This is a genomic window from Paenibacillus sp. BT-177 (assembly GCF_025846815.2).
Lineage (GTDB): Bacteria > Bacillota > Bacilli > Paenibacillales > Paenibacillaceae > Paenibacillus > Paenibacillus polymyxa_C.
Map to the genome: position 1 here is coordinate 1 of NZ_JAOYTP010000014.1, position 13,023 is coordinate 13,023.

Annotated in this window: 10 protein-coding genes and 1 pseudogene; 2 read left to right on the forward strand and 9 right to left on the reverse strand. The window is 41.9% G+C overall.

Annotation, left to right across the window (positions count from 1 at the left end; genetic code table 11):
* Nucleotides 1-154: 154 nt before the first annotated feature.
* The 5 genes and pseudogenes from OIU26_RS23910 to OIU26_RS23930 form a co-directional block, all read right to left on the reverse strand.
* Nucleotides 155-1,060: an ROK family protein gene (locus OIU26_RS23910; protein WP_264218244.1), complete on the reverse strand. Its 906-nt coding sequence runs from the start codon at nt 1,058-1,060 to the stop codon at nt 155-157.
* A 69-nt stretch (nt 1,061-1,129) separates the two neighbouring features.
* Nucleotides 1,130-1,936: pseudogene (locus tag OIU26_RS23915) on the reverse strand (HAD-IIB family hydrolase).
* A 565-nt stretch (nt 1,937-2,501) separates the two neighbouring features.
* Entirely contained in the window at nt 2,502-3,722 is a 1,221-nt protein-coding gene (locus OIU26_RS23920) for an MFS transporter (RefSeq protein WP_264218245.1), read from the reverse strand.
* Nucleotides 3,723-3,755: 33 nt separating this feature from the next.
* Nucleotides 3,756-4,757, reverse strand: coding sequence for an ROK family protein (locus tag OIU26_RS23925; RefSeq protein WP_264218246.1), 1,002 nt, complete (start codon nt 4,755-4,757; stop codon nt 3,756-3,758).
* Nucleotides 4,758-5,062: 305 nt separating this feature from the next.
* Nucleotides 5,063-6,019 (reverse strand): phage integrase, encoded by a 957-nt coding sequence (locus OIU26_RS23930; RefSeq protein WP_264218247.1) that lies wholly within the window; start codon nt 6,017-6,019, stop codon nt 5,063-5,065.
* A gap of 468 nt (nt 6,020-6,487) precedes the next feature.
* On the opposite strand from OIU26_RS23930, the gene aiiA reads away from it, so the two are divergent.
* Both aiiA and OIU26_RS23940 read left to right on the forward strand, forming a co-directional pair.
* Nucleotides 6,488-7,243, forward strand: a complete 756-nt coding sequence (gene aiiA / locus OIU26_RS23935) for a quorum-quenching N-acyl homoserine lactonase AiiA (RefSeq protein ID WP_264218248.1) — start codon at nt 6,488-6,490, stop codon at nt 7,241-7,243.
* A 437-nt stretch (nt 7,244-7,680) separates the two neighbouring features.
* Nucleotides 7,681-7,848, forward strand: a complete 168-nt coding sequence (locus OIU26_RS23940; protein ID WP_007432475.1) for a hypothetical protein — start codon at nt 7,681-7,683, stop codon at nt 7,846-7,848.
* A gap of 77 nt (nt 7,849-7,925) precedes the next feature.
* Here OIU26_RS23940 and OIU26_RS23945 read toward each other — a convergent pair whose 3' ends face one another.
* The 4 genes from OIU26_RS23945 to OIU26_RS23960 all read right to left on the reverse strand — a co-directional run bounded on the left by OIU26_RS23945 (nt 7,926) and on the right by OIU26_RS23960 (nt 13,001).
* A complete protein-coding gene (locus OIU26_RS23945; protein ID WP_264218249.1) occupies nt 7,926-8,972 on the reverse strand; it encodes an iron ABC transporter permease in 1,047 nt (348 codons plus the stop codon).
* A gap of 1 nt (nt 8,973) precedes the next feature.
* Entirely contained in the window at nt 8,974-10,038 is a 1,065-nt protein-coding gene (locus tag OIU26_RS23950; protein WP_264218250.1) for an iron ABC transporter permease, read from the reverse strand.
* Nucleotides 10,039-10,270: 232 nt separating this feature from the next.
* Entirely contained in the window at nt 10,271-11,248 is a 978-nt protein-coding gene (locus OIU26_RS23955; RefSeq protein WP_264218251.1) for an ABC transporter substrate-binding protein, read from the reverse strand.
* A gap of 37 nt (nt 11,249-11,285) precedes the next feature.
* Nucleotides 11,286-13,001 (reverse strand): ABC transporter ATP-binding protein, encoded by a 1,716-nt coding sequence (locus tag OIU26_RS23960; RefSeq protein ID WP_264218252.1) that lies wholly within the window; start codon nt 12,999-13,001, stop codon nt 11,286-11,288.
* Nucleotides 13,002-13,023 lie beyond the last annotated feature (22 nt).

Sequence of the window (13,023 nt, forward strand, 5' to 3'; positions counted from 1 at the left end):
TGGATAACTGACTCTTGTTGCCAACGAAAAAACACCTCCAAGGTTGTCTCCATATCTTACGACATGGTTGCATTCTCTTGAAGGTGTTTTGATTTGTCTCACGTTAAGGGGTCAGTCCCAGTTTAAAGACACGCTCTTTTGCTTTTATTTTATCTCATACTTCAAGATGGTGTGATTGCATGTAGTTGTATATAGCACCTAGCAAATTCGCTTCATTGCCTAATTTACTTTGCTCAATATCTGCACGCACAAAATTTAAGATTGAATGCAAATAAAGCTTCTCTAGCTCTTCCTTAATAGTAACAACCAGCAAAGGATTGGCAGATATGCCTCCCCCAATCACAAACTTTTCAGGGTCAAGAATTGTTTGTAGGTTAATAATTTGTGTTGCGATGTTCCTGCAGTATTCTCGAAAAATCATTTGTACCGTGTGATCACCTTCTTCAATGAGCTTGAATACTTTTTCACCTGTAATAGAATCTGCTGGAAGTCCTTTAGCCTTGGCAACCGTTTTAGCTAAAACAGAACTACTACCCTGCATACCAAGCAGATAATCCACATTGTCTGCATGCTCGTTGTTAGTTCTGATGAAGGAGAATTCCCCAGCCGATAAATGATGGCCTTTCAGCAATTTACCTTGAGAGATGATTCCACCGCCCATCCCTGTTCCAACAACCAAAACAACACCATCAGCGATCCCCTGTAGTGAGCCGCGCCATACTTCTCCAAGAGCAGCACACTTTCCATCATTTTCAATGGCTACGGGTAAATGAAACGCTTTCTTAAAAACTTCAATCATATTGATATCGTTTATATACCTTAATGAACCACCATGCACCATATGACCCGTGACAGAGTCCACAATACCTGGCATGCTGACGGCTATACCTTCACATTCATCTATAAACTGACTGTGAATTTGCTTCAAAGCTATAAGCAGATTCTCTAGTGAATCTAACGGTGTAGCAACTTTGCCCTTTGTCATAAATTCACCTTGAGAATATAAACTGAATTTAATAAAAGAGCCGCCAATATCAAAAACCAGTATTTTATTTTTCATGCTGCGTATAGTCCCTTCATTCGGTAGTGTGGAATCTGGAGGTCTATCTCTCATAAACGATAATTAATATTAGTGCTTTTGTAAATCCATCATTTTCTTTATCGTTAACAATACACCGTTTTCTTCATTGGATTTGGTAATAAAACTTGCTGCATTTTTAGTATTCTCACAAGCATTTTTTACAGCAAAACTGTATTTGGCAATACTCATAAGCTCCACATCATTTTCACCATCTCCAAAAGACATGGTTTCATCCATAGTAACGCCCAATATCTCTTGGAGTTTTCTTACCGTCTCCCCTTTATGAGTATGAAGCGCTGTTATATCCAGCCAATTTGCTTCAGAATCGACAATATAAATTTGATCTAGCAGCGTTTCTTCAACATGTTTTCTTAACAAGGAACTTCTCCCGGATGGATCGTATACAGTTATTTTTAGAAAGTTGCTGTTTATTTGATCAAACGGATCAATCTTCCTAACTTCCTTATAAGAGCCCTTCACAATTTTATAATACTCTTCTTGAATATGAGAATGAACATAAGCTCCTTCTGTTGTACATGCTATGATAATAAAATCCTTAGCAAAAGCTTCAATTTGATTGATCGCTTGTAATGCTAAATTACGTTCAATTGTAAACTCTTTTACAACGACTCCATCCTTTTTAATGCGAGTCGCGCTGTCCCCTAAAATCCAGATCCCTTTTCCATGTTCACCAAACAATTCTTCTACTCTTTCACATTACTTACCTGTACAAGCAACAAAGGAGATATTATTTTCTTGCATTTCTTCATACACTTGATTGAATAATTCAATATCAAACGTGCCACTATTGTTCAGAAAAGTACCATCCAAATCACTTACTACCAGTTTAAACATAAATAAGCCTCCCTTAGTTGTTTGATACACTCATTGTCAGTTCATACTTACGTTTTTTTATGTTCATTCCAGGGATCAACATCAAAGTCTCTGTTAAAATTCTCAAACTTACGTGCTGCAAGCTTTTGAACAAAAGAAGAATGAGCCAAACTACTGATTATGAAATACGTAATGCATAAAACGGTAACGCATAAGACTCCTTCAATCCCCACATTGTCGCACTCCCTTCTGTCGTATCTGCAACTTTTATACAACATCTAATCCATTTAAATAGCTCGATACAGTTCCAGTCCACTTCATAAAATATTTAAATAAAGACGTTAATAAAGATAGTAAAAAAAGCACATTTATTAAGTGATTATAAAACTACTCAAAAAAATCATCGATGGAGCGGTAAGGTTTTACATCCATAGGCTGTCTTGATAATGCTAAGCACCGGTAAGTACCACACCATATAACTAAACATAAAAAAATAAGTGAGATCATAGAGTGCTCTCCTTTCTCTTTTAGGGTATACATTTACTTTAGCTGATGAAACGCGTTTCAAGTCAAGTTGTAATTTATCTTAACCCTTCAAATTTTTCTTTCTCATTATACGATTCACTTGTTCTGAACTGAGTAGCATAAAAAGAAGGAAAACAAGGACTGCAACCGGAAAAAAATAAATACTTACCTGAGATGCTATCAGCCCAACAATGGGCGGGAGTAATGTTGTGCCTGTATAAGCAACTGCCATCTGATAACCCATGAGTTTGGCGGAGTTTTCCTTACCGAACCGTGTTGGCGTTTCATGAAGAAGTCCAGGATAAATCGGTGCAAGCCCTAATCCAATAAGGATAAAACCGGGCAATAAAAAGGCAACAGGCAACGGAAGCAGCAAAATGAGTCCGCCTGCAACAGCAGTAAGTTGGCCAATCTGGATTAGGATACGATTATTTATTTTTAAAGTTACAAACCCCGTAATCAGCCTGCCTACCGTGATTCCACCGTAGTACAAAGATACCCAACCAGCAGCAGTTTCAGCTGGGATGTTTCTAGCCCCTACCAAAAAGCTGGCTCCCCATAAACCTACCGTTGCCTCTACACCACAATAAAACAAAAAAGCAACGAGCGTGTTCTTAACTCCTTTCATTCGAATTAGATTTTGTTTGGGTGTGTTCTCAACTTGTGCTATATTGTGATCCATCTGTGAGTAGTCTGATTGAGCTTCAGAAATAATCGAATCTTGTATCGCGTTTACACGTTTCCATAATGGCAGTGTAATAAGCAAAATAATAACAAGTCCCCACTGAATCATGGATACGGCTGTATAGCCACTTCTCCATGAATTGTAGTTCGAAATGTAGAAAGACATAATGATTGGTCCCATCGTAGCTCCAACACCCCAAAAACAATGCAGCCAGCTCATATGATGTGCCTTATAATTAGTAGCCACATATTGATTGAGTGCTGCATCTACAGCTCCCCCGCCGAGGCCAAGAGGAATTGCTAAGAGTACGAGCCAGAACAATGAAGGTGCAAAAGAAAACCCGAGTAACGCTCCTGCAGTCAAAAAGCAGCTCATTAGAGTAATCTTGCCTGTACCTATTTTTTCAATGATAGTTCCACTGGCTAGACTTGATACAATGGTTCCGCCTGCAACGACCATGGATACTATTCCGGCTGACCCAAAATCAGCCCCGAGTTCCGGCCACATCACAGGCCATGCTGCCCCAAACAGGGAATCCGGGATTCCCAAGCTAATAAACGCTAGATAAATAATAGTCAGAAACCAGGTTGCCATCATGTTTCTCCTCCTCTGCTCAAACGATAGATGTCATTATCTAAAAACAATAATAGGACGCTCTAATTCTTTTAGGGTTAACTCTCTCAACCCTGTTTTAAAATCCTCATAAAATAAATCGGAGAGAACAATGTCAGGATACAAAGGCATCTCATGCTTACCTTTGTAGGTTTCCAAAAAACGAAAGAAAGAGTCTTCTTCTATATTCTCTCTATAGACTACAATTTGATCCGGATCAAATATGGATTGTAATATTTGAATAATTTCACATATACTATTGAAAAAAACTTCTCTTCCCTTGCTTTCATCCCACACTATAGACGGGAGGAATTTGATTTCACCAGCCAATCCATGTTTGCCCTTTAAAACTCCATTGCGTAAATAAATCCCCATCCCTGGTGGAGAATTTTCAGGAAAATAGATAGCTAGCACACATTGATCTTCATCTAACTGTTCTCTGTAAACGTATCCACACACAGCGGCATTTACATCATTCTCCACCATAACGGGCAAACCAAATTTGCTCTGCACATCCTCTGCTAACCGGATTCCATTCAACCTTTCATGACTGCTGACTGTAATCTCTCCATCAACCGATTGTCCCGGGATTCCAATACCAATAACCTTAATAGAAGGATAAAGTGAAATGATGCCTTGAATCGTGGAATAAAATTGTGCATCATCAAAAACTTGAAAGGGGTGTTCTTCTTTCATGAGAGCGTCCTCGTTTAAATTAACGACCGTGGTTGATACTACATCCGTTCCTTGTTTTTCATTAATATGTATAATCAGTGCCAGACTATACTCATAATTAAAACGATAGGTTAAGGCATGTCTACCTCCGTTTGAAGGGACAATTTCATCCTCAAAAATTTCCCCATTATTAAGCAATTCCTGCATAAGCGTATTGATAGTCACCACACTTAAATCAGTCAATGCGGCCAGTTGGGGCTTTGTGGCCTTGCTGATCTGCTTTAATACTTTACGAACCAGATTCAGATTTATTTCTTTAATTAAATTTGTATTAGCTTTTTCCATATCGGTGCTCCTTCTTTTACAAAATTAGTGGGATCACTTTATAAAGATGCTTTACGAAGTGGTCCCACTAATTTTGTAGCAAAATATTACCTTTGTCAAGACCAGAGTATGCTGGGCATTAAATAAACAAAGCTGTAAAAATCAAGACAAAGCTTATGATAAAGATTACAAGTTCATAATATTAAGAACATAGTATCATGGATTTAATTTACAAGTCAGGTTCAATTATTTTCTAGTCGGTTTACGTAATAATAATTATGTAAACTAACTCTAGATAAACTATACAATATAATCGTGGAATATAATTACAATCCCGTTATGGGTATCTGAATATCCAGCTTATCCATCGCTTTTTCCTTTTCCCGATCAGTGACATGTGTATATACAGTGGTGGTCTGGATGGATGAATGCCCCAGCAGCTCCTGTACTGTACGCAGATCTGCTCCCTTGCGTAATAGCATCGTGGCAAATGTATGTCTTAGCTTATGGCTGGAATAAGCCTCCCGACGCTCTAAGCCCTTATCTTGCTGGAATCGTTCGAACGTTTCTGTAGCAATCTGTTGGATAGAGCGCACGGCCAGACGGCGGCCTTTTTGGGATACGAACATCGCGTCCTCTTTACTTCTCCACGGCGTCAATCTTTCCTCCAATGCATGCTCTAAAAATTCACAAACGGCCGCCGGTACTGGCAGGGTACGCCACTTACGCCCTTTACCGAACACATCTAATGTGCGTCTTTCTCGACTGTAATCTGAGACATTCAACGAATGAACCTCCCCCACCCGCAATCCCATGTAGACCATGAGCAGAAAGATAGCCATATTACGATTTGCATATTTCCCTTCCACCGCGAGCAAAAACGGCTGAATATCCTTTTCATCCAGATAGACAGGCATACGGTTCTTTTCAGTTTTTGCTTTTTTGATTCCCGCTGCCGGATTTGCACTGCATAACTCAAATTCCTGTAGCGCTCTAAAAAAACTGTTCACCGCTGCATGCTTCCGGTTCCGTGTACTATCTCCGGCGCCTCCTTCCCGCGCTTTAGACAAATACGACATCACATGAATCTTTTTCACCTGGTCAAGTGATTTATCACGCAACGTACGTAAAAACTGTTTTACATCCCCCATGTAATTTTTTTGCGTATGTATCGTATACCCCGCATCCTTCATCCAAATCAAAAAAGCTTCCAGTTCTTCAGCATACACTTCATCAATTTCTTCTATCGTATCTAGCTCCATATGTCGTAATTCTTTTTTCATTCCGCTTACCCCCATATCCGTTCAAATTTCGAAATATGCTGTAAAACGATCATCTTCGTCTGATTTTTATCGACAATCCAATCGACATCTTATGCAGGAGAGCATATAAAAGTCGTTTTAAACCTAAACTGCGTATAATTTATATTATACGCAGTTTTTTTGAGCACTTTTTAAGTATAAATAAAGCGTGTCCCTCTTGTCCAGCCTATGTACTTACCCTTTTTTGCTCATCCGATTATACATCAGCACGTACTGGCCTTTGTGACGGCAGATTCCTGCTGGACGCCTACATGCCCTATCATTTAAACTATTAGAAATTAATTTTTGAAAGTACGGGATTACAGCGAAAGCATGAGGCTCCATCACCCCATCTTACAATGTAATACAAGCATCACTTTCTGCCAGCTGTAATCCCGTTTATTAAATACATAATAATTATTATGTAAACTAAGAGCGGAGGATGAATGTATGATTAACAAATTGTACTGGTTACCGGTCGGTCAGCTTGATATTGATCGCTCCTCACTCAACCATCATGCACAGCCTGGTGAACTGGTGCGCCTGCAAATCTGGTCGTATCTGCTGGAGACAGATCACGGTCCGATTCTCATTGACACCGGTATGCCGGATTCGTTTATCAACAATCCAGATTATTTTAAAAATACACCGTTTGAAGGGCGCTTCATTCCCCATATGTCAGCCGATGATAGTATCGTAGCTATACTGGATCGGATCGGCTATCAACCAGAGGATATCCATGCCATCGTAATCTCTCATATGCATATGGATCATGCCGGAGGCAATCCGCATTTTCCGAATACACCGATTTATGTGCAGCAGACCGAAGCAGACGCTGCGATCGGTAATCTGGAGTATGCGCCGCCGGAATGCGTGCAGACGAACTTGAATTACCGATTGCTCCAAGGGGACCATGAGCTGGTTCCGGGCTTGCAACTGCTCTATACTCCGGGTCATTCGCCGGGTCATCAGTCCGCGCTGGTCACAACAAAGGAATCGGGTCCGGTCATGCTGACGATTGATGTTGCCTACACGCAGGAGAATTACGCAAACGACGTGCCGTTTGACGGCTTTGACCGTGAACAGGCACGCCAGTCAATCGCCCGCGTTCAGCAGATTGTGCAGGAGGTTAAGCCGAACCTATTGTTCTTCGGTCATGATCCTGAGCAGGTAGTCGTTCAGCCGGTATATCCACAATACAAATAATGATAAATGTTATAGCCTCTTATTCTTTTCTTCTCATTAGGTAGTTGTAACGACTTCGACATTTAGGGCTGCAAAATTTGGTCACCTGAGATCGCTGATATGGAATAAACCAAAGATTGCATTGAATACACCCTTGCAGTTCTCGTTGCTCCTCTCCCTAGCTTCCAGCAAACTGATAAGTGATTGCATAAACATGAAGCTAATGTCCCTAATCTCCTGTTATCGCCAGCATAAGGAAGTATATCTAAGAACTCAGGGGGTGAGCAGCTGTCGACGCGGTATGGATGATGAGGATAAGTATTTTGCTATCTCATTCTGTTTTCCCTTGATCATCCAGCACGATATACTTAAAGAAGTCGAAAGGCAACCTTATATTCAGTCTATGCTTATTTCTAAAATGTAGATTTATTCATGACAAAGGGAGTGTTCATTTACTTATGAGTACCGAAATGCTGGAACGTCGAAGTGAGATTTTAAAACGAAACATCCATCAGTTGCTGGTTCAGGAAAATCAACACGGCGTGACACGGCAGGAAAATTACACGTTGCATAAAATGATCAGAGAGCTGCATCAAACCTCTCATGCCTTGAATACTTCCCGTTGAGATGAAAGGCTGCTACATCAAACAAAAAATAACCTTCAGCTCCACTTCTTTAGTGGTGTTGAAGGTTATTTTTTATGTTATCCTTTTGAGCGACTCAAAAGATATAAGAAGTATGGCGCACCTATGATGGCAACAATTAATCCTGTCGGAATTTCTTTCTGTAAAGGTAAGGCTCGTGTGATCGTATCCGCTACAAGTACCAGAAGTGCTCCGACTAAAGCACAGGTTACCAGCAGCATTTTATGCTTCGGACCCACTAGCTTTCTTGCCAAATGTGGAGCTACCAAACCGACAAAACCGATCCCGCCACTAACCGACACACTTGAACTGGCTAGTCCAACTGCAGCCGCGAGGAGAAGAATGCGTTCCTTTTCAATAGGTGTACCTAACCCGGATGCCGTCTGATCCCCCAAATTAAGCACATTCATTACGTTTGCTTTATAGTATGCGAAGGGAAGCAATACAATTAGCCAAGGCAGCAGAGCCATTACGAATTTCCAATTTGAACCCCATATGCTTCCTGCTAACCAATTAGCTACAAACGTGTAGCTTTCAGGTGTTAACTTAAGAGTCATAATGATCATGGCAGCACTGATACCCGCCGCTACCCCAATTCCGCTCAGCAATAGCCTTGTCGGAGAAATACCTTCGCCTTTTTTGTAAGAAAGAGCATAAATCAGAATAGCAGCCGCTCCCGATCCAATGAGTGCAAGAGTGGGAAGTAAAAATAATGAATTCATCGTTTGCATCGATGGGAAAAGCAGCACAAACAGCATAACCATCAACCCGGCGCCTGCATTAATCCCCAGAATACCAGGGTCCGCTAGGCTGTTACGCGATACCCCCTGCATAATGCAACCGGAAACAGCCAAACCTGCGCCAATCAGAATGGAAATAACCATTCGCGGCAGCCGGAATTCAAAGAGAATTAATTCCTGCTGTGGAGTCCCTTGTCCGAACAAGGTTCTAAAAAGCTCCATTGGCGAAAGCCGAATCGTTCCTGTATTCGCGCTTATGGTGAATGCAGTAATGAGCAATACAAGCAATATGATAACAACGACCCAATCATGGATTTTTTTACGGTGACTCGCTTTGGCAATAGCCCCATTCGTAACGTTACTCATCTTACAGTGCCCTCCTTTCTTTACGTGCCAAATAAAGGAAGAACGGAACACCAATTAAAGCAATAAGTACGCCCACTGGTGTTTCCTCAGGTGCGTTAATCATACGGGCCGCCAGATCGGCAAACACGATAAGTAAAGCTCCCATTATAGCCGAACAAGGAATAATCCAGCGATAATCAACCCCAACCAGTTTGCGCGTAATATGGGGAATAATCAAACCCACGAAGCCTATAGAACCAACCAGCGATACCGCGGCACCTGCCAGGATCAATACGAGAATCATCCCGGCGATCTTTACCATCCCAGTTCGCTGACCAAGACTCAACGCAATTTCATCTCCTAGACTAAGTAACGTAATGGAGCGTGATAACATGAGAGCACCGATAAAAGCTGCCGCAACCCATGGAACAACAATGCCTAGCTGAACCCACTTGGTTCCACTAAGTCCTCCAGCGTACCAAAAGGCCAAGTCCTGTCCAACATTAAAGTATAAACTGATCGTATCTCCTAAGGCAGACAGCAACGCCGTAACAGCTGCACCTGCCAATACAAGACGAACTGGCGTAATACCTGATTTGGACATAGCGCTTGTACCATAGACCAGCACAACCGCCAAGGCTGCACCCACAAAGGAATACAACATTAACTGCAAAAAGGAAGTACCCGGAAAAAGAGCAAAGCATATCGCCATGGTCAAGCTGGCGCCCGAATTCAGCCCAAGCAAGCCAGAGTCTGCAAGCGGATTGCGGGTCATCCCCTGCATAATGGCCCCTGCTACGGCAAAACAAACTCCGATTAACACACCACCCAGAATTCGAGGTAGACGGATTTCCCATATAATTTGATGGTTTTGCAGCTCAGGATTAAAATGAAAGACGGCGTTCCAGACCTCCTCCAATCTGATTGAGGCTGCACCAAATGATAAAGAAAGAGCGATACCGAACGCTAACAGTGCTAATCCGGCTGTCAGGATAAGCGAAGCCGCCCATGGCCGCGAGTGGAATTGAGTCGGCGGCTGATTGTGATTACTTTGAGCGGGACTATCCGAAGATTCTGATAATTTCATAACTATGGTTCACCCTTACTGTTGAATAGTATGTAGGTATCACGAAAACCTGTAGTGGAGATAATGTCTGATAATGAGAATTATTATCATGCAATCTTTACTATTGTAAATTAATGTGGCAACGGCTTCAATAGCAAAATTTCGACGATTCTCTAATGCCCTGCTATTTTGTGAAAAAACAAAGCCCTCCGGCAAAAATACCAAAGGGCTGTCAATAATACCGAAACAACTACTACTGTGAGACGTTCTCTTTATTCCGCTGGACGATCATATCTGCCAATTCTTCAGCTTGCCCCACAATAGCGATAGGATCAAAGTACCAGTATCGATCCTCCTGAAGCTCAAAAACCTTCCCATTCCGGACCGCACTCAGTGATTTCCATATGCTGTCTCCTTCATAACCGCTCAAATCCTTGTTAACCGTCAGAAAAATGTAAGAGCCAGCATATTGATTAATAACTTCCTTGGAAATTGACTTCCATTGAGTCTCGCCTAATAGTTCTTTTTGGACAAGTGGTGGAGGTATCAAATTCAATCCTCGATAAACCGCCTGTCCTCCTCTGCCAAAATTATCACCGTATACATAGTATTCTTTTTCTGTGGCTTCCATTACCGTGAAAGTATCCCCGGGTTGAACAATTCCCTTTAATTTGTCACGTGCAGCTTGCAATCGCTGATCGTATTGGGCAAGCCACGTTTTAGCTTCCTGCTCTTTTCCCAGCAGCTCACCAAAAGCTGTCAGTTCCTCATGGACATTCTTGTATGTTCCATAAGGAATGACTATGGTCGGAGCAATTTTACTATATTTTTCATATTCTTGAGCATCTTTGGAACCAATCAGAATCATATCCGGCTGTAAAGCCAATACTTTTTCAATGGATACACTACCGCGGTCTCCAATGCTTGCAATGCCTTGTACAAGATCCTTCGAAAACGGATTATCCAGATAATACTTAACACTTCCCACAGGTTTAATTCCTAGTGCTAATAAATCATTCTGGTACATATCTACTACAATCCGCTGAGGGTGAACCGGAATCTGAATATCCCCATGAATCGTCTTGACTGTTTTCGTTGCAGCTGACTTTGATTCACCAGAAGCTTGATTTTGCTTTTCGTCTGGCTGATTTACCTTTCCACTACAGGCGCTAAGAATGACAATGACTGACAAAAGCATCGTCACCATCCACATTTTCTTTGTCAAACTCATTCATTCCTCTCTCTATTTACGAAGTCGCAATTGACTCTTACGTTCCATACTGAGCTTGGTGCAGGCGGCTATATGCACCTTTAACAGCCATTAATTCTTCATGTTTTCCTTGCTCGGCAATCCCTTGATCTGCAACTACAATAATACGGTCAGCATTTTTGATCGTTGCCAGACGATGGGCGATCACGAGTGTCGTGCGACCTTGAGATAGCTCTGTCAGGGCTTGCTGAATTGCAGCTTCTGTCTCTGTATCCAATGCCGATGTCGCTTCATCCAAAATGAGAATTGGCGGATTTTTCAGAAACATCCGGGCAATGGATAAACGTTGCTTTTGACCACCAGACAGCTTTACGCCTCGCTCACCGATCATCGTATCCAGCCCCTCTGGATAGGATCGAACAAGTTCTTCAATCTGGGCTCGACGGGCAGCATCCCAGATTTCGTCTTCTGAAGCATCAAGTTTGCCGTAAGCGATATTTTCACGAATCGTTCCATCAAAAAGGAATACATCCTGCTGTACGATTCCAATCATGGACCGCAGCGAATCCAGTTTCATTTCACGGATATCCATGCCATCAATCTTAATGCTGCCTTCCTCGACATCATAGAAGCGTGGCAGCAAGCTGCAAAGTGTCGTTTTGCCTGCTCCTGAAGGACCCACAAGGGCAACAGTTTCTCCCGCATGAATAGCAAGGTCCACTTTGCGAAGTACCTTGTCTTTGTTTTCATAGCCAAACGTTACACCTTCAAATTGAATATCTCCGTTGAGATGCTTAACGGTCTTCGCACCTGGAAGATCCTCTACGTCAGATTCACTTTCCAGCAAATCCAAGTAACGCCGGAAGCCGGCAATTCCTTTGGGATACGTTTCAATGACAGAGTTAATTTGTTTGATGGGTGCAAGGAATACATTGGACAGCATTACAAATGCGATAAATTCCCCATAGGACATCTGCCCCTTAATAACAAACCATGTTCCACATACAAGCACAAACAATGAGACCAGCTTCATCAGAATAAAGCTAATTGAAGAATTCCATGCCATAATACGATATGCGATCAGCTTTGTTTTACGAAACCGTCCATTATTCTCAGCAAAACGATCCATTTCATGTGCTTCGTTGGAAAACGCTTGAACAACACGGATACCGCTAACGTTATTTTCAATCCGGGCGTTGTAATCCGCAATATCAGAAAACATACGATGGAATGCAGCATTCATTTTGCGACTAAAATACAAGGACAGGTAGATCATCAGTGGAACAATAATGAATGTCAGCACAGCCAGCTTCCAGTTAATGCTGAGCATGATACCGAAAGCCCCGCCCAAAGTCATCAGTGCAATGAACAAATCCTCTGGTCCGTGGTGGGCAATCTCTCCAATATCCATCAGATCGTTGGTCATACGGGAGACCAGATGGCCTGTTTTGTTATTGTCAAAAAAGCGAAAGGATTGCTTTTGTACGCGATCAAACAGCTTTTTACGCATATCTGACTCAATATTAATTCCGAGCTTGTGTCCCCAATAGGTAACGACATAATTCAATCCAGCACTTACGACATAAATCCCAAGCAAAGCTAGACAGGCAAATAAAATCCATTTCCAGTTTCCGCTAGGTAGCAAATCATCAACCACCCGATTGACTGCAAGCGGAAAAGCTAACTCTAGCAGTGCAGCTAGTATAGCGCAAGTAAAATCAATGATAAACAAAGTCCGGTATGGACGGTAATATTCAAAAAATCGTCTCAGCATATGACTTCTCCCTTCCATTTAA

What these genes read in the sequence shown, in the direction of transcription:
- OIU26_RS23930 (WP_264218247.1), bottom strand. Translation starts at nt 6,019, where the DNA reads ATGAAAAAAGAATTACGACATATGGAGCTAGATACGATAGAAGAAATT.
- OIU26_RS23950 (WP_264218250.1), bottom strand. Translation starts at nt 10,038, where the DNA reads ATGAAATTATCAGAATCTTCGGATAGTCCCGCTCAAAGTAATCACAAT.
- OIU26_RS23925 (WP_264218246.1), bottom strand. Translation starts at nt 4,757, where the DNA reads ATGGAAAAAGCTAATACAAATTTAATTAAAGAAATAAATCTGAATCTG.
- aiiA (WP_264218248.1), top strand. Translation starts at nt 6,488, where the DNA reads ATGATTAACAAATTGTACTGGTTACCGGTCGGTCAGCTTGATATTGAT.
- OIU26_RS23910 (WP_264218244.1), bottom strand. Translation starts at nt 1,060, where the DNA reads ATGAAAAATAAAATACTGGTTTTTGATATTGGCGGCTCTTTTATTAAA.
- OIU26_RS23945 (WP_264218249.1), bottom strand. Translation starts at nt 8,972, where the DNA reads ATGAGTAACGTTACGAATGGGGCTATTGCCAAAGCGAGTCACCGTAAA.
- OIU26_RS23955 (WP_264218251.1), bottom strand. Translation starts at nt 11,248, where the DNA reads ATGAGTTTGACAAAGAAAATGTGGATGGTGACGATGCTTTTGTCAGTC.
- OIU26_RS23920 (WP_264218245.1), bottom strand. Translation starts at nt 3,722, where the DNA reads ATGATGGCAACCTGGTTTCTGACTATTATTTATCTAGCGTTTATTAGC.
- OIU26_RS23940 (WP_007432475.1), top strand. Translation starts at nt 7,681, where the DNA reads ATGAGTACCGAAATGCTGGAACGTCGAAGTGAGATTTTAAAACGAAAC.
- OIU26_RS23960 (WP_264218252.1), bottom strand. Translation starts at nt 13,001, where the DNA reads ATGCTGAGACGATTTTTTGAATATTACCGTCCATACCGGACTTTGTTT.